The organism is Alloacidobacterium dinghuense (assembly GCF_014274465.1).
Classification (GTDB): domain Bacteria; phylum Acidobacteriota; class Terriglobia; order Terriglobales; family Acidobacteriaceae; genus Alloacidobacterium; species Alloacidobacterium dinghuense.
The window spans coordinates 1,303,442-1,320,870 of record NZ_CP060394.1 but is presented as its reverse complement, the minus strand read 5'-3'; the positions used below and the strand labels follow the sequence as shown (position 1 = coordinate 1,320,870).

General features: G+C 54.2%; 11 protein-coding genes. 5 read left to right on the top strand and 6 right to left on the bottom strand.

Annotated elements, in window-relative coordinates:
* The first annotated feature begins 166 nt into the window (after positions 1-166).
* The 4 genes from H7849_RS05325 to H7849_RS05310 all read left to right on the top strand — a co-directional run bounded on the left by H7849_RS05325 (position 167) and on the right by H7849_RS05310 (position 4,576).
* Positions 167-916, top strand: coding sequence for a tetratricopeptide repeat protein (locus H7849_RS05325; protein ID WP_186744759.1), 750 nt, complete (start codon positions 167-169; stop codon positions 914-916).
* Between the two features lie 172 nt (positions 917-1,088).
* A complete protein-coding gene (locus H7849_RS05320) occupies positions 1,089-2,564 on the top strand; it encodes a DUF3300 domain-containing protein (protein ID WP_186744757.1) in 1,476 nt (491 codons plus the stop codon).
* 62 nt (positions 2,565-2,626) lie between these two features.
* Positions 2,627-3,607, top strand: coding sequence for a DUF2950 domain-containing protein (locus tag H7849_RS05315; protein ID WP_251106624.1), 981 nt, complete (start codon positions 2,627-2,629; stop codon positions 3,605-3,607).
* A gap of 327 nt (positions 3,608-3,934) precedes the next feature.
* The gene (locus tag H7849_RS05310) at positions 3,935-4,576 is read left to right on the top strand and encodes a response regulator (RefSeq protein WP_186744755.1); all 642 of its coding nucleotides are present in this window, start codon (positions 3,935-3,937) and stop codon (positions 4,574-4,576) included.
* A 98-nt stretch (positions 4,577-4,674) separates the two neighbouring features.
* On the opposite strand, the gene H7849_RS05305 is transcribed toward H7849_RS05310, so the two are convergent.
* The 5 genes from H7849_RS05305 to yoaA all read right to left on the bottom strand — a co-directional run bounded on the left by H7849_RS05305 (position 4,675) and on the right by yoaA (position 13,294).
* On the bottom strand, positions 4,675-5,196 hold the full coding sequence (locus H7849_RS05305) for a hypothetical protein (protein ID WP_251106623.1): 522 nt from the start codon (positions 5,194-5,196) through the stop codon (positions 4,675-4,677).
* Between the two features lie 382 nt (positions 5,197-5,578).
* On the bottom strand, positions 5,579-6,286 hold the full coding sequence (locus tag H7849_RS05300) for a toll/interleukin-1 receptor domain-containing protein (RefSeq protein WP_186744753.1): 708 nt from the start codon (positions 6,284-6,286) through the stop codon (positions 5,579-5,581).
* Between the two features lie 67 nt (positions 6,287-6,353).
* The gene (locus H7849_RS05295; RefSeq protein WP_186744751.1) at positions 6,354-6,626 is read right to left on the bottom strand and encodes a hypothetical protein; all 273 of its coding nucleotides are present in this window, start codon (positions 6,624-6,626) and stop codon (positions 6,354-6,356) included.
* A gap of 3,081 nt (positions 6,627-9,707) precedes the next feature.
* A complete protein-coding gene (locus H7849_RS05290; protein ID WP_186744749.1) occupies positions 9,708-11,246 on the bottom strand; it encodes an MltF family protein in 1,539 nt (512 codons plus the stop codon).
* A 65-nt stretch (positions 11,247-11,311) separates the two neighbouring features.
* Entirely contained in the window at positions 11,312-13,294 is a 1,983-nt protein-coding gene (yoaA, locus tag H7849_RS05285) for a DNA repair helicase YoaA (protein ID WP_251106622.1), read from the bottom strand.
* Positions 13,295-13,404: 110 nt separating this feature from the next.
* On the opposite strand from yoaA, the gene der reads away from it, so the two are divergent.
* Positions 13,405-14,844: a ribosome biogenesis GTPase Der gene (gene der, locus H7849_RS05280; RefSeq protein WP_186747219.1), complete on the top strand. Its 1,440-nt coding sequence runs from the start codon at positions 13,405-13,407 to the stop codon at positions 14,842-14,844.
* A 1-nt stretch (position 14,845) separates the two neighbouring features.
* On the opposite strand, the gene H7849_RS05275 is transcribed toward der, so the two are convergent.
* Entirely contained in the window at positions 14,846-17,389 is a 2,544-nt protein-coding gene (locus H7849_RS05275) for an ABC transporter permease (protein WP_222439766.1), read from the bottom strand.
* Between the last annotated feature and the right edge of the window lie 40 nt (positions 17,390-17,429).

Here is a 17,429-nt window from a genome sequence, read left to right as displayed (position 1 = left end):
GACGTTGCGCTACATCCGTGAACTCTCTCTGTCACCGCCTGCAAAATAATCGGCACTACTACGAATTCTTGAGCGCCCCGCGCCCGCCTCGCCGACATTAACTCCAAAAGCCCTTTCTGCGCCTTCCATCGATTGGTCTAAAATCCACAAGCGGAGGTAAAGATTTATGCGCAGCGATGTGGTGATGCAAAGCATTGTAAGTGATGTGTTTTGGTTACTCGTGCTGGTAGCCATAATCTTTTCGTTTCGGAATGAGATCAGCGCTTTGCTGAATTCCCTTGGCCGTTTTAAGGTGGCCGGCGCCAGCTTCGAGTTGAAGGATTCACGGACAACCATCGAGAACTATGTCGTCCTGACGAACATAATGATCGATATTCTTTCTGACCACGACTCGTCTCAAAAACTCGGCGATCTCATGACCTCCACCAACGTACGTCAGCTGGGAAAATTTGCAATTCAGTATGCGAAGGACGTCCCGAACGACATAAAACAAACTGAAATGCTGAAAAATATTGCTCTCATTGTTGGGCGCCGAGGTGACATCGATTCGGCCAAGCTTTTCTTCGATGCACTTCTCAAAAACAATCCTCGTGACTTGGACATCCTGAACATGAGGGCCAACATCCTGGTCGGAACCGGCTCACAAGTGAATCTCCTTGAGGCCGAATTTGCGTACGACGAGCTGGTCAAACAGCGCCCGAAAGATGGAACGTTTAGGTTTAGCCGTGCGCTCGCGAAGGTCGGCCTCGGCAAGGAGCAAGAGTGCATCGACGATCTGAGCAAGGCAATTGATCTACATTATTGGAAGAAAAATCCTGACATGCTTCACGCCACTGAATTCGATTCTCTGAGAGAAGACCTGCATTTCCTGGACCTGAATCGGAGATTGGAAAGTCTCAAGAAGAGTCAGGCGTAGAGCACTTACTTGTGCACTTCAACGTTCTGCGGCACTCGGCGTCGCTAGCTTCAAAATGTCAACCTGTCACTCTTGACAGTTATCAACGCTCGCTCTTTTCGATTTCATAGACCTCTAGAAGCGCAAATTTGCCTCCGACGTATCGGGCCGCAGCTCGGCAAGGAGTGGTTCCATGCCAAATCGGGAACAAGCGCTGTCCGCTCTTCTGTGCGTAAGTGTAACCGTCAGCTCTCTCAGCCTGAATGGCTGCAATAAGCAAGGCTCTCCACCGGCTCAAGCAGCACAAGGGCCGGCCACCACATATGCCACACCCACGGCCGACCAACTCTATCAACTCGTCGCCCCAATCGCGCTTTTCCCCGACAATCTTCTTGCGCAGGTTCTCGCGGGCTCTACTTTTCCAGACCAGATCAGCGCAGCCTATCAGTGGCTCCAGCAGAATGCGAGCCTCAAAGGTCAGCAGCTGATGCAGGCCGTCAACCAACAATCGTGGGACGCCAGCGTCAAAGGCCTCACTCAATTTCCAGACGTGCTGAAACAGATGTCTTCCAATCTCTCGTGGACCTCTGCCCTCGGAGACGCTTACTTCAATGTTCCGCAAAGCGTGATGAATGCCGTGCAGGTCATGCGTCAGCGCGCATATTCAGCCGGTAGCCTCAAAAGCAATCAGCAACAAAACGTCAGCGTTCAGAATCAAGCCCCCGGAGCAGCGCCGCCTGCGGAGGCGTCTTCAGGCTCACCACAAGTCACCGTCGTGCAGCCCCCGCCGCAGACCATCGTCATCCAGCCGTCGCAACCCAATGTCGTCTACGTTCCGACCTACAATCCAACAGTCGTGTATGGAGCCCCCGTGGCCGCATATCCCGGCTATTCCACTGCTGATCTCGTCGCCACCAGCCTGATCACCTTCGGTGTTGGCATGGCAATCGGCGCAGCCATGAGCGGAGGGTGCTGCGGATGGGGATGGAACTCATGGGGATGCGGTTGGCATAACTCTTCCGTTACCTATAACCGCAACACTTACATTTCGACCTCGAATACTTTCGTCAATCGCAATAACTACTACAACCGCAACAATTACAACAACGCAAATATCAATCGCAACGATATAAACCGGAACGACATAAACCGCAACAATATCAACCGCGACAACTACCGCGCCAACAATTTCAATAACAACGCGCGCACGTCTAACTTCACTACTCCAAGCTTCAACCAGAGAAACAATCAGCCGCAGTTCCAGAACAACCGAAATAACGTTGCGCAAAACAATCGTCAACCGCTGGGGAGCACGAATCAGCCAAGATTCGATCAGCAGAACCGGCCCGGGACGAATCAACAAAATCGCGCAGGGGTCAATCAGCAAAACCGTACCGGCCTTAACCAGACGCAAAATCGTGCCAACAACTTCAATCAGCCCCAGCGCGACCCCGCGCGTGGTTATGGACAGCAGGCCGATCGCGGGACCAACAGCGGCGCTTTCAGCAATTACAGCCAGGGAGGCAATGCTCGCACCAACAGTGCTCGCGGCCAGGAAAGTCTGGCTGCTGCAAATCGGCCGCAGCAGAACGTTGGCGGCAATGCAGGCGCAAACCGCGGCAACGCTTCACGGCCGCAGCAGTCCCGCGGAGGGGCCAAGCGTCGATAGGTCGATAGCCTGATAGCCCCGGTTGAACGTAGTTTCGAACATCACTGCAGGAGACAACTCTCGTGCATAGTACATTGCAAATTCGACCTTCGCTTTGCCGTCGCGCACATCTCATCGCGCGATATGTAGCTCCACTGACATTGATCGCGGCGCTCTCATCACTATTGCCGGATGTCTCTTCGTGCTTCGCCCAACAAGCAGGTCAGAAAACCTTTGAGTCAGCCGGCGCCGCTGCAGTTGCCCTTTACAATGCCGTCAAGTCCAGTGACGACGGCGCATTGCCAGGCGTTCTCGGTCCGAGCGTCAACGATGTCATCCGCACCGGAGACGACGTCGCCGACAAAAACGCGCGTGCAAACTTTATCCGCCGCTACGATGAGATGCATCGAGTCGTCATCGAACCCGATCAGTCTGCCACGCTCTACATCGGCGCGGAAAATTGGCCGCTCCCGATTCCAATCGTAAAGAACAGCAGTGGCGCCTGGTATTTCGACATGGATACAGGCAAGAAGGAAATTCTCTATCGCCGCATCGGCACAAACGAGAATGACGCGATCGATACTTTAGATGCTCTCGTCGATGCCCAGCACGACTACGCCTCCCAGCCACGCGATGGCGACACGACAAAACACTTCGCGATGAAGTTCATCAGTGATGAAGGCAAGCATAACGGATTGTACTGGCAGACCAGTGATACAGAAGCGCCCAGCCCAATCGGGCCACTGCTCGTGTCTGCGGCCAGCGAAGGCTACAACATGCAGCAGGGCAAGAAAGCACCGTATCACGGCTACTATTACCACATTCTCACCCGGCAAGGCCCCGCCGCTAAAGGCGGCGCGCACGATTACATGGTGAACGGCAAACTTACCCGAGGCTTCGCTTTCGTTGCCTATCCGGCCGAATATCGCAACTCCGGCGTGATGACCTTCTGCGTGAATCAGGATGGCGTGGTTTACCAGAAGAATTTGGGCCCGGACACCGCAACCATTGCGGCTGCGATGACCGAATACAATCCGAACAACACCTGGGAGCCTGCAGAATAATCTCTGTCAGATTTTGAAGTAACTAACTCAGATAAGCTTTCCAGTATTAGGCCTGTCTTCAACTTATATTTTCGGTACTTGGTGAAACGTTCATCCGCTAAATACTGGTAGAATCGCCAGTCTCCCACCTGTAAACTCCTGCTTTTACGATCCCCGTCCTAATTGAAACCAACCAGATCGCTCCATCCCCTGTTACTGTTGACAGTTCCAAGCTTGCGTTTAAAGTCCGACGATATCGAGCAAGTCAAGTTCTACCTGAGGATGCGTTTCGATACCCAGCCTCCAGTCATGTTGCGAATTGAGATCTGTGGGCGCCGGAGCTAAGTTATGGCGAAACCGCGGCTGTTGTTGGCAGACGATCATACCCTCATCGTTGAGGCGTTCACGAAGCTGCTCGAAGCAGAGTTTGAAATTGTCGGAACCGTGACAGATGGGCTTGCCTTGTTGAAGAAAGCTCCCGAACTGAAGCCTGACGTTGTCATCCTCGACCTCAGCATGCCAAAGCTGAACGGCATGGATGCAGGCAAACAACTCAAGAAAATCCTGCCCCTTACCAAAATCATCGTTCTCACCATGAGTGAGGATTTCGAATTCGCAGCACAGGCTCTGCGCCATTGGGCATCCGCCTACCTCCTGAAAAAATCCGCTGGCTCGGAGCTGATAAGAGCCATACGCGACGTTCTCAAAGGTAGAACCTACGTCACACCCAGAGTCGCGCGGCGCCTGCTGGAAGAATTCGTTCGCGATCCGCGCCCCGACCATGAAGCGCATCTCACGAAGCGGAAAAAAGAAGTGCTGCAACTGCTCGCCGAAGGCCACACCATGAGGCAGGTAGCCGTTCTACTCGAAATAAGCACGAGAACCGTCGCATTTCACAAATATCAGATGATGCAGGAGCACGGCCTCAAAACGCAGTCTGACATCGTACTTTTCGCCATCAAGCAACGCGTCCTCGCGCCACCCGCATAGCTACTGCTCAGGCGCATAGCTGAAACGAAACAGAGCATTCCTCGCCTTCTTCATTCGCCTCTTCCGTCGCGGCAAGTTTCAGAAGTCAGATTTGGATTCTACGGCTCGACCAGCGGAATGGCGGACGCCAGTTGCAGATCGATCAGCATAACCAGCCTGCGATCCAGCTGAAAAAACAGCGCCGTCTTCTTGCCGGAAATAACCTTTGCAAAGATCGGGATATATTTCACCCTGAGTTGCGCAACCGATTGATCGACCTGAAGCGCTTGTTTGGTAAGGTCTTCTGCCTGGTCATCCGTCAACGTGTCGTAGTTCTGTGCAAATTGTTTGATCGCCGTGTACTTCTGATCATTGATCTTCACCAGTTCAGCTGTGTATTGGTCATAAACAGGCCAGAACTGCTCAGATTCCTTGTCACTCAGATTCATATTGGCCGCAATCACTTGCTTTTTCTGAGATCGAACGTCTTTGCGCAGCAGGTCGATGTCTTTGTCAGTCGAGTTCTGCGCTTGGCTTGAAGAGCTGTCTTGCGACGAGCTCGTCTGCGAAAAGAGAAATCCGTTAGAGAGAGCTACCATCGACACCAATAGAACGAGCGCCATCCGGCGTTGCGTGATCATCGATTTCCTCCTAAGAATTGAAAAGATATGCGCGACGGAGTATATGCCATCGCTCGCATAACCACTTGAGTGCGTGGCTGTATGGTGGATTGCCGAGGTGAGACTCACAACTGTTAAATGTGACAGGATGATCTGGCCATCAATGGACCTGACGCTCTGATTGCAGGGCGTCAGAGTGAGTGCAAACGCCCTTGCTGATTTCAAAGCACTTGCAAATGTCTGCGAACGAATTTCTGCAATTTTGGGCCGCAATGAGTGCAAAAAACTACAGATGCGGCACAATTCGTGAAATTTTCCACTTCGGCCCTTCTCTGGGACCACCTCTGTGAAATGTCCGTATTGCCGACCAACCGTACATTACTCATCGCAAGCGCGTTTGTAGTTACTGGATGACGACCAGCTCGGCGAGCTTGGCTGCGACGTCTGCCATCGGCGCTTCTGCAGTGCTCAGGCCGCTTCGCGAGCCGAGCAGGGGGCTGACCTCGCGGAGAGCTTCATACGTCGTGTCGTGCACGATGGGAACGAGCAGGTCACGCGCCAGAAGTGCCGATAGCTCTTTGTCGGCGATACCCTCTGCTCGGAGGCGGCGCAATAGTGCAGGGGTCACCAGCACGATCCCGACTCGCGACTTCGCCAGTCCTCTGTCGATTTCGCGGAGCAACGGTGTGCCGAGGACGACGTCCTTCTCGCTGAACCAGACCCTGACGCCGCGCGACTCGAGCAGATCGTGCAGTTCCTTTGCGGCCCCGCTCCGGTCGTCCCACGCATGGCAGAGGAAGACGTCCCGAAGGTCAGGCAGGGGCGCTCGCTTTTCGACGCTCTCGCGGAACGGCGTGAGTGCCCGCACCTCGGCAAGCGTGTACGCCACGGACGAACTGGCTGGCGACCAGCGCGGCCTTGCGCTGCTGCCAGACCCGCCGCCGCTGCTCCGGCCTCCCCCGCTATTCCCCAACGAGGAGTAGGAGGGGGAAGAGTACGACCCGTAGCTGCTATAGCCGCTGTAGCGGCCATAGCGGCTACCGCATGCAGGGCAGTCCGCTGCGGCGCTCGCTGAGCGATGCCCTCTTACTGGTGCTGTGCATCTAGCCATGTGGACGATGATACCGGGTTACCATCGCCGCTCTCAATCGCCAGCGCAAAATCGGATGGTTTACCGGCTATACGGAAGTAACGTTTCGCGACATCTTTCTGGCGGGCAACACAAGGAAAGTGATCACGCTCAGAATCATCGATCCGAAAACACGTGATCTCCAAAGAAACTCGGGGCTGGCAGTCCCTCTGTCGTGAAATGGTACGGCAAGCAGCTTCCCGGGCAATAGGATCAGCTCGAATACCCCATCTGGGATAGACCCGGCCACGAATCGTGGCTGCAGGAGCGTTGCTACGGTCACCAGCGAAACCCCGATGCCGAATCCGGTAACGAGTCGCACTAGGGTTCGCCTCATGGCGAGAAGTATAGCGGACGTATCACCGGCAACACCGAACTAACAGTCGAAACTTCCGGATGGCCGACCACACGGCCAGAACTAAGATCGACGCCCTCCATTGACAGATTGTCTCCGGTGACAAGGAGTCAATTCAGTGAAACAAGACTCAACGGCTTCTCGATTTCCGCGTAGGGATAGCCGGAACAAGGCCGGGTTTCAGTATCATGGAAGCGACATGACGATGAGGCTTTCATCCGTCGCTTGCAGCTTTCGTTAGCTACCCGATTTGCTCTTTGCCTCATTTCGAGCAAAATGCTTCCTTATCTCTTCGGAGCATTCGCGTTCTTTCACACTGCGCTGTCTAGTGGCGCTCGACTCGCTCCTCAATAGCGAGGCTTGGGCTTGCAGGGATTGGGATTCTGCTTGCAGGGCCTTGCTTTGAGCAATCAATTCCGCGATGTTGGCCAGCCATTCCTGAGGCGGAGTGAGTACCGGAATCACTAGATCAGCCTCAGTTCCTGACAGCTGACCCGGCTCTTCCACAAACAAAATTACAGAGGTCGATGGGCGGGAGCGAACAACGTTGACTACGCCGTCCACCTTCAATCCCAGTCTCTGAGAAATGACAACCGCGTCTACCTGGCCCCGCTCCAACATTTCGATTAATGAATCAATCGATGAGCAAAGATTCACTTGGAATCCGGCGCTTTGCAACACCGGAATTCGGGATGCAACATCGACTCCAAAATGAACGAGACTAGGGCCTGTTAACACTATTAGGGCGAGCAGCGTTGCGAGCAAAAATCAGGCCAGACGAGGCGGAGTCCGAAGGCTGTGGCGGGACCACCGTCGAGGACAACAACGAAGTATGGCCTGATTCTTGCCGCAACCCGAAGGGAGAGGGCGGATTTTCCAGATTGCTTCGTCCCTCGTCGCTAAAATACACCCGGTATTTGTCACTCCTCGCTTCTCGCACTCAGAAAAATCCGCTCCTCTCGCTGTCGTTCTAATAGTGCTAACAGGCCCTAGTAGCCATGGCCTTGCTTATTTGGGGATAAGCTGGCACGATTTTATCCGAAGGTGCCGGAGCCAGCCAACGCTTTCTTCGCCGCTAAGAAAGCGGTTGGCGAGTGGACTTCAGCACGTCCAGCAGTGGTGCGTCATATCGATCAACAGAGACGGCTCACATGTGTGAGCACGCTCGACCGCCAATAGCTCTGATTGCCAAAACGCGGTACCCACAGTTGAAAGACATTTCGTACAGATGGCATCGAAGCTTCCATTGCGATTCTGCTGGATCATGAATGCTGGGTCAGGAACGAGGTCGACAAGAAGCGTCATTGGACGGCTTGTTCTGGCCAACACCGGGAGAGATCTAGGATGCGCCATGTTTAGCATCCTGCATGCGAGCGTCCCTGTCAGGGAGGAGATCAACAGCTTCGCATCGGTGATTATGTTCCAATTTCTCTAATCCTGACCGAAGCGATGAGGTGCCAATTGTGCGAAAGCAGATAAGGCAAATGCTGTCAAAGCTGCCATCTTCGTTTTCCCTGATCGCGAAATGAGAATCGTACTTCATATCGGGGCGTATAGTCACGACACGGTTCACGCCGATTTTCTCGCAGCAAATTCTTGAATCGTATGAACTCGTCTGCTGCCTGGTTGATCAGACAAAATGCTTCCGCAGACTTTGAGAAGTAAATCAGGCCGCACATCACCATGTTGGAGACACAGTACGTGCATCTCGGGATAGCTCTCATGCAGGCATTCGATGAATGCAGCTTTTTCACTCTCGCTGTAGGCTTGCTCCAGAATGACTAGATCAGGCTTCACGGAAAAGATAGTAGCGACAGCTCGCCCTAAGCTGGCTGCTTCGGTTGTTCGGTATCCGGCGCTATTGAGAGTATCGCAGCGAAACTTACTGAGAAAGACACTCTCATCTCTCGAAACCAAAAGTATGTGGCCCTTCATGGCGACTCCAAAGCAATGTGAGAGCATTCATGTAGTGCGGTAGGCCCCTTGCGCTCCGCCGCCGCCAAGCATCCTCGGAAGATCCGTAGGAAAACTCCCAATCCTACCCCCGGTCCAAACAAGTCGTTGAACGCCATATTGCGCCAACTGATATTAGACGATTTTAGAAGCAGCAATGCGGTGATTATCTACGAGTCTCACTGCTTCTCTTTCCCTTTCGCGCTATTGCTGCGGTCGCGTGTGCGCTGACATCTGAACCACCCTCCCGAATGAATGTGTGGACTCAAGCTGATGAATGAAACGCACAATGTCTCATCATGACCAGTTCAAAGGAACGTGCGAATCTTCTCATGGAAGAACTGCGGCATGCGGCAAGAAGCTCTCTTAAAGCGCCACAATCGGCATGTTTTGTGCTCTTATCTCTACGTTTGTGCGCGATCGCGAGAGGCAAACGATATAACCTAAAATTCTTGTCAAGCCCCCTGCGCGAAAGAAATCAATGGTGATCCCTTTGACTGAGGTTGGAGTTGGACCGTTTGTCCTGCGAAGTAGGACGGCGGTGAAAGAGCGGGGCTTCAGCCCCGCGTTAGGGCCCAACAAAGAAGGGGCTTTAGCCCCGGCGCTTTCTACACCCTTTTCCTTTGTCAAGGGGATAATCAGCAAGAAATTTTCTAACTCAAACATTCCAAAGCGAAAAAACTTGGACAAGCTTGGCGTACTATTTCCACCTAAATTGCTAAAATAGATATAGAAGAAAAAAGCCCGCTGGCACCGCGGGCTTTTTCTTTTCTCAAAGGAGACGACCCCCTGCTAAGGGGACCAATATATTTGACGCACCAGATGGCGCTAAACCATTGTGTTTCAAGGAAATACCGCTTATCGAATTGAACGTGCTGTCAGAGTATAAAGAGTATAAGTCGATCAGATTCTATAACTTACTCTTCACTCACTCGACCTTGATGTCTCAAGTATATTGAGGCCCTGCTAAGTGATTGAAAACACTAGAACCACCTTAACCCGCACAGAATCAATAGCATAGAGGGGGATGATCCCCCTCTAAGTCATTGAAAACAAATGAGGCCGATCTCGGACGGGGAGGGGAGGGGGACTGCCTTACTTGGTAGCTGGTGCCTGCGGCTGCTGCTGCTTCTGCTCAGAAGTTAGCTTGTAAGCGACATAGTACTTATAGATATTGCCCACATAAGTGACGGTCTCCTGTCCGACCTCTTTGGCAACTTCCAGCTCAACATTGCCAAACCACTTGTTCGGATCGAGCCCATCATCCTGCGCCTTCTTGCGCAGACGCACAATACGATTCGGACCAGCGTTGTAACTGGCAAAAACAAAAAGGGTTTTATTCAGAGGATCGATTCCCGGATCGTTGAAATAGGTATCAGCAATATTGCGCAGCATCTTCACTCCGGCATGAATGTTGCCGTCTGCATTGCCGACATTCGGAATATCGATAGGATTGGCCGCCGCCAGCTTCGGAATCACCTGCATCACGCCGACCGCGCCAACATGACTCTTCTTGTCTTGATCGAACAGAGACTCCTGGTAACCCTGCGCCGCCAACATCAGGTAGTCGAAGTTATATTCAGCCGCGTATTTCTTGAAGAATTCGATATACGAGTTAAACTTCTGCAGCTCTTCCGCCGAAGTCGAGTTTGTGATCCACTTCGTGTTTTGCAAATAGCGCCGCAGAAGCGTATTACCAAAAGATGTACCTACAACGTGGGTTTGAGCAAACTCATCCACCGCCTGCTTCAACTGTGGATTGTTCTTGCGCATCACCCAGCCAATGTCGAGACCGCTCGCAACCACCAGCTCCGGATGCGACTTGATATTCGGTAGTACCTGCGCCCAAAGATCAGCTCTGGGTTTGATCGTCACGGTCGCCGGAATCAATCCAGCATTCACCATCTCAATCAGATCGTCGTCGAATAGGTTATTGTCCGCAGCCTTGATCGTCAGCGGCTGTTTCCCCGCCTTCTGCTGCGCATCGCTTACCTTCTTGAGATTGTCGTAGTAAGTCGTCAGTGGATTGACATAGATCGACTTGCCCGCAAGGTCATCGAAGCTCGATACATTCGCCAAAGCTGGTCCAGTGACCACCACCTGCGCAACGTCCTTCTGGATCGGAACCGAAAAAGCGACGCGCTGCTCGCGCTCCGGCGTAATCACAATACCCTGAGCGATAATGTCGCCGAGTCCCTGAGTAAGAGCAGATTCAAGTTGGTCTGGCCGCATCGGAAGGAAGACCACCTTCACCGGCAACTTACCCGTATTCTCCTTCTCGTTAATGAACTTCTCGAACTCCTGCAGAGCCTCATATTGGATTCCCTGCGGACGCCCAGCCTGGTAGAAGAAGCCAATCGGATTCACGATAACCAGCGCGCGAATACTGCGCTCCTTCACCATCTCGTCCAGATCACCGGTTCGCTTTCCAAAGCCCGCAGGCAACACCAGGGCGCCAGAACCCCCGGACGCCGCATTCTCGCTCGGAACCAGTGCACGGGAATCTTCCTGCTTGGGAGTTTGTTCCGGAGCGGCAGGAACCTGCTTCTTACCGCAGCCTGAAACGGCAAAGCATCCAATGGAGAGCACAACGAACAGTGTGCGATACAGAGCCATGGGATCATGAAATGCCACACGACGAACAGCCTGCTACTGTCACAGTTGACAGGGTAAACAACCAGACTAGGAGGATCGCACAACTAGTCCTCCGCAAAGAACTCGCTGACCGCAGTAATATCCTGGGTAACTCGATAAGGCGGCAGACTATCCAGAAAGATACGGCCATAGCGCTGTCGCTGAATGCGCGGATCAAGCAGCACCAGCACGCCGCGATCTTCCAGTGATCGGATCAGTCGCCCGAATCCCTGCTTCAGCGTAATGACCGCCGATGGCACTTGGTACTCGAAAAAGGGGCTGCCGCCGCCGTCTTCAATCGCTCGCATGCGAGCCTGCACCACTGGATCAGTCGGCACGGCAAACGGCAAACGGTCAATAATGACGCAGCTCAACGCCTCGCCCTGCACATCTACACCTTGCCAAAAGCTCGATGTGCCAAAGAGCACCGCATTTGGCGTTGCACGGAATTCCTCAAGCAACGCCTTGCGTGGCGCAGTGCCTTGTAACAGTAGCGGGTACGGCAGCTCCATGAGGAGCCGTTCATAGACATCGCGCATCTGCTGATAACTCGTAAACAGGCAAAACGCCCGTCCTTCAGACAGTTCAAGCACGCGGCGAATCTGCTTTATCGCTTGATCCTGAAAAGTTGCATCGCGCGGATCCGGCATCTCTGGAGGAAGGTACAGCAGTGCCTGCTCGCCGTATTTGAAATGCGAGGGCACAACCAGCTCGCGCGCATCCTGCATGCCCACCCGTTTCCGAATGTGTTCAAACCCTCCCTGCACAGTCAGCGTTGCTGAAGTCAGAATCACGCTGGGAAAATTCTCGAATAGGAGTTCGCTCAGAAGCTGCGACACATCAATCGGTGTGGCCTGCAGATAGGTATTACGACCTGCTTCCCGCGTTCGTCCCGCGTTTCGCCTTTCAAGCCAAAAGACCGTGTTCCGATCATCCGCCTCCATCAAAAACTTAAGGTGCTCGCGAATATCCGTCGTGCGTTTCTTCAACCCTGGAGCTTCTTCCACTCCGCGCACATGCTCCAGTTCGCCTTCCATGCGGTGCAATGAGTTAAGCAGCGCGATATAAAGATCACCCTGGGTCTCAAGAAATTCTTCGCGATTGCCAAACTGCATGCGCCCTTCGCCATGCGCGCTCATCGGCAGCGCGCCAAAGAACATCCGCGAGCGCTCGCGGAGAAGCTGTGAGGCCGATTGCAAGCCGCTGCTCAAAGCCTGTTTCGCGCGAAGCATGGTTTCCAGATCGCGCGCCAACTCTTCGAACCGCACGTTGCTCAAGCTGATGCCGAAGTAACTCGACGCGACATCTTCCAACTCGTGCGCTTCATCGAAGATCACCGCAGCCGCCTCTGGCAGAACTCCGGCATCGGGAGCGGCTTTGGCTTGCCGTTTAATCGCGAGATCGGCAAAGAAGAGATGGTGATTCACGATGACCACATCGCTCTCAGCCGCCTTGCGCCGCATCTCGGTTATGAAGCATCGTTCATAATTCGGACAGCTCTGTCCCAGGCAGGCATCGCTACGCGCATCGAGCTTTGCCCACACAGCGCTCGTCTCCGGCAGGGAATCAATCTCGGCGCGATCCCCGGTCTCAGTTGTTTTTTCCCATTCGGCGATCGCTCTGTATTGCTCTATTTCTTCCAGACCGTTCAGAATCGGCTGGTCGCGCAGCGCGTACAGTTTGTGCCTGCATAAATAATTTGCGCGTCCTTTCATGTAGCAAACGCGCAACGGCCCAAGCAGCGATTCGAGAAATGGGACATCCTTAAAGAAAAGCTGTTCCTGAAGATTCTTCGTGCCCGTCGAAATGATCGAACGCTGCCCAGTCCGCAGCGCCGGCAGCAGATACGCCAGCGTCTTACCCGTCCCCGTTCCCGCCTCTACGATCAGGTGCTTATGCTCCTTCAGAGCACGCTCCACAGCTTGCGCCATTTCAAGCTGTCCCTTGCGGAACTCATAGGGCAGGCTCGAACGTGACAGCACGCCTCCCGGTGCGAAGAAGTCGTAGAGTGAAGGCAGCGAGGACGCAGTTTGAGTAACGGAGGCCAAAGGCGAAATTCCAGCGAACACTGGTTTCTATAATAGACAAGTGTTCGCCTTCCCAGCGCGTCACCAGGAGAAAGACTTTGAACGCAAAGAAACACCCGACGCGCAAGACAATTTCCAAAGCCGCAAACGGAGACGCTCCCGTTTTCGCCATCGTCGGACGCCCGAATGTGGGCAAGTCCACGCTTTTCAACCGCCTTACAGGTTCGCGCCGCTCCATCGTCGGCGACGAGCCCGGTATCACACGTGACCGCATCTACGGCAACGTCGAATGGAATGGCCACATTGCCCGCCTCGTTGATACTGGTGGCATCATTCCCGACGACGAAGCCCTCATCCCAACCGAAATTCTCCGTCAGGCACGCGTCGCGCTCGAAGAAGCGCAGGCCATCGTGATGGTCGTCGACGGACGCACCGAGCTAGCTTCGCCCGATATCGACCTCGCTCGTCTGCTGCAAAAGACCGGCAAACCGCTTTTTCTCGCAGTAAATAAGATCGACACCGAAGCCCTCGACGCTGGAGCCCAGAACTTCCGCCGTCTTGGAATCAAGAATCTCGTCCCCGTTTCATCCGAACATGGACACAACATTGGCGACTTGCTCGATGAGGTCTTCGCCGTGCTGACGTTTCCCGAAGTGTCTGAGGAAACAGTTGAAGCACCCGAGGAAGAACCAGCAGAAGGGGCCGAAAAAGATACGCCTCACCGCACCCACGGCGAATTCCAGCAACACGAAACGCGCGTTGCCATCATCGGACGACCGAATGTCGGCAAATCAACACTGCTCAATGCATTGACTGGATCATCCCGCGCCATCGTCTCTCCCATCGCCGGCACGACTCGCGACGCCGTGGACGAAGTCATCGAACATGCTGGCCAGCAACTCCGCATCGTCGATACTGCCGGCATTCGCCGCAAGGGCAAGACGCACCTGATGGCGGAAAAACTGTCAGTAGTCATGGCCCGCAAGCACCTCGAAGCCGCCGACGTGGCCATCCTTCTCATCGATGCAACCGAAGGTGTTACGGCATCCGACGCGACCATCGGCGGCTACGCGCACGAGAGTGGTCGTTCCGTCGTCATCGTGGTGAACAAGTGGGATCTGGTGACATCGAAGCGAACAGATGGCAAGCCGCCAGCCGATCGGGCCATCTTTGAACAACAGCTTCGCAATACTCTCAAATACTTGAACTACGCGCCTGTTCTCTTCATCTCCGCCGTAGATGGCACGAACATACACCGCGTTCTCGATACAGTCATTCGCGTCGCTGCAGAGCGCCGCAAGCGTGTTTCAACGGGGCAGATGAACCGCTTCCTGGAACGGATTGATTTCCAGCGTGCCGGCGTTCCCATGTCAAAGAAAGTCCGCATCTTCTACATGACGCAAGCAGCAGTGGCGCCACCCACGTTTATTCTCTTCACCAATCGCGACGTGAAGCTCCACTTCTCCTTCGAGCGTTTCCTCGAAAATCAGATCCGGCAAGCCTTCGGCTTTGAAGGCTCACCAATTTGGTTCAAAGTGCGCGCGCGAAACAAGGAGGCGGCAGAAAAATAGCTTACTCGGTCCGCAGCGCGTGCATCGGTTCGGTATTCGCTGCCCGCCTGGCTGGGACAACAGCCGCCACAAATGCCGCTCCCAGCAACACCAGCGTCGTAATTACGAGTACCAGCGGATCATACGGCTTGATGCCATACAGCTGGTTCGCCACAGCCCGGCCTCCCAGAATCGTTGCCGGGATACCGATAGCGAGCCCGATAACCACCTGCAGAAATGCACCCGCGAGGACCAGCTTCAACACCGCCGTGCGATCCGCACCCAGCGCCATGCGAATTCCGATCTCGCTCGTGCGCCGCTCCACGGAGTACGCCGTTACGCCATAGAGACCGATAGACGCCAGCACAAGCGCAAGCAATCCAAAGAGCGACGTCAGCTGCGCAATCATCCCCTGCTGGTTGAAGTTGCCCTCCACCTGCTCGGCAAACGTCTGAAAATCAATCACCGTCAAATCCGGATTCAGCTGCGCGATAGCATGGCGAACCTGCGCCTCCAGGCCAGGTACGTAACCGGAAGTATGCAGCTCGATCGCATTTAACTTCGTGTGCGATACATTCTCGAATGCCCCGAGATCCGGGTCGTCGTATTTCACCCATTGTTGCGCACCGAGAAAGAACATCGGGCGAATCTGGCTGGTTGCCTGCCAGTACTGCGTATCCTCGGTCACGCCAACAATCTCATACGTTCCGGAAGCCTTCTGGTCGATGCCAAAATGCTTGCCGATAGCATTGCCGTCTTTGAAAAATTTCTTCTCAAAGGTTTTGTTTACGACAGCGACCGGACGCGTTGCCGAGGTATCCGCATCCGTAAACTCGCGCCCCTTGAGAATCTTCGTGCCGATCGTATCGAAATAGCCGGCGCCTGCTCTCACCCATGAGGCGTTATTCTCGTTGCTTCCCGGCTGCGGTGGCGGTTGCCCTTCGAAATAAACGCCAGTTCCCCAGTTGTTGCCCTCCATCGGACTATAGAGCGAGTAAGACACGCTCTTCATGCCGGGGATACCGGCCAGAAGGTCATGCAGCTGACGATAGAAGGCATCCATCTGTGCCGGTTTGTATCCCGCCATCTCCGGATCGATGTGCAGAATGTAGCGATTCTTTACATCGAAGCCGAAGTTCTGATGCTGCATATTGCGCAGGCTCTGCGTCAGCAATCCAGCCGCACAGAGCAGCACCAGCGAAAACGCTGCCTGCACCACCACAAGCGTTTTCTGCGTAATCGAACTTCCCTGCCCGGTCGAACGATTCGCGCCGCGTAAAGCATCAATCGGATTCGCATGCGCCGTCATCCATGCCGGAGCCACGCCGAATAAGACTCCCGTCAACAACGACACGCCAAAAGCAAATGCCAGCACCGGTAACGAGGGCGTCGCATGAATCGGTACATAGCTTTTCTGGAATGCCAGATGCAATATCAGTTTCGTTCCGCCATAAGCAAATGCCAGGCTCACGAGCCCGCCCATCACAGCGAGCACTACGCTTTCTGTCAAAGCCTGCCGCACAAGCCTTGCGCGCGGCGCACCCAGTGCAGAGCGCACTGACGTCTGCAGCTTGCGCGTCGCAGCGCGCACCAGCATCAAGTTAGCCAAATTAGCGCAGGCAATCAGCAGTACAAACGACGAGATCCACATCAGCAGATGCAGCCCATCCTGATACTCGTCCCGCAATCGCTGCACGCCACCGCCGCCCGGAGCAAGATGCAGTGTCTGCTTCGGGATGAGAGCCTTCGATCGCTCCTCCACCTTGCTTACCGGACTCATCAACCACTGGCGCAACTGCACCTGCATCCGCGGCTCAATTTGCTTGATGTTCACACCCGGCTTCACGCGGCCAATAATGTTCAGCCATTGCAGATCCGGTCGATCGAGCACAGTCATAACGCCATCAATATGAGGCTCGCTGGATATAGGGAACCAGAACGAGGCCGGCTCAGCCGTCAACCGTTCTCCGTAGTATCCCGGCGGTGTTATGCCAATCACGGTATAGGACAGCCCATTAACGATGAAACTCGACCCTACGACAGAGGGATCCTGCCCAAACTTCTGCTGCCAGGTGCGAAAGCTCATCACCACAACCGGAGGCGCGCCCTTCTGATCGTCAGCAGGCTGCAGCAGCCGCCCCGCGTACGCATTGATGCCGAAGGTCTCAAAGGCATTGCCGGAAATGAGCTGGCTGATAAAGCTCTCTGCTGGATGATCGCTGCCCTGGCGCCGCACACTGATCTGGTTCGCACCCGATTGAAAAGCAGCCATCTGCCGAAACTCAGGATTGTTGTCGCGAAACATCTTGTACTGGTCATAAGAAAACAGCGACCAGTTATCCTCCATGCCACCGTTGATGCAGCAGTTTTCGTTATCGCCAACCCGCCACAATTCATTCGGATCCACCACCGGCAGCGACTTCAACAGGACCGCATGCACAAGAGTGAAGATTGCAGTCGTCGCCCCAATACCAAGCGCCAATGTCAAAATCGCAGTCGCGGTAAATCCCGGGACTTTACGAAACTGCCGTAATGCATAGCGAATGTCTTCCAGAATTGCCTGCATGAATTCTCCTAAGAACCAACCGATTACACCGTTCGGCGAC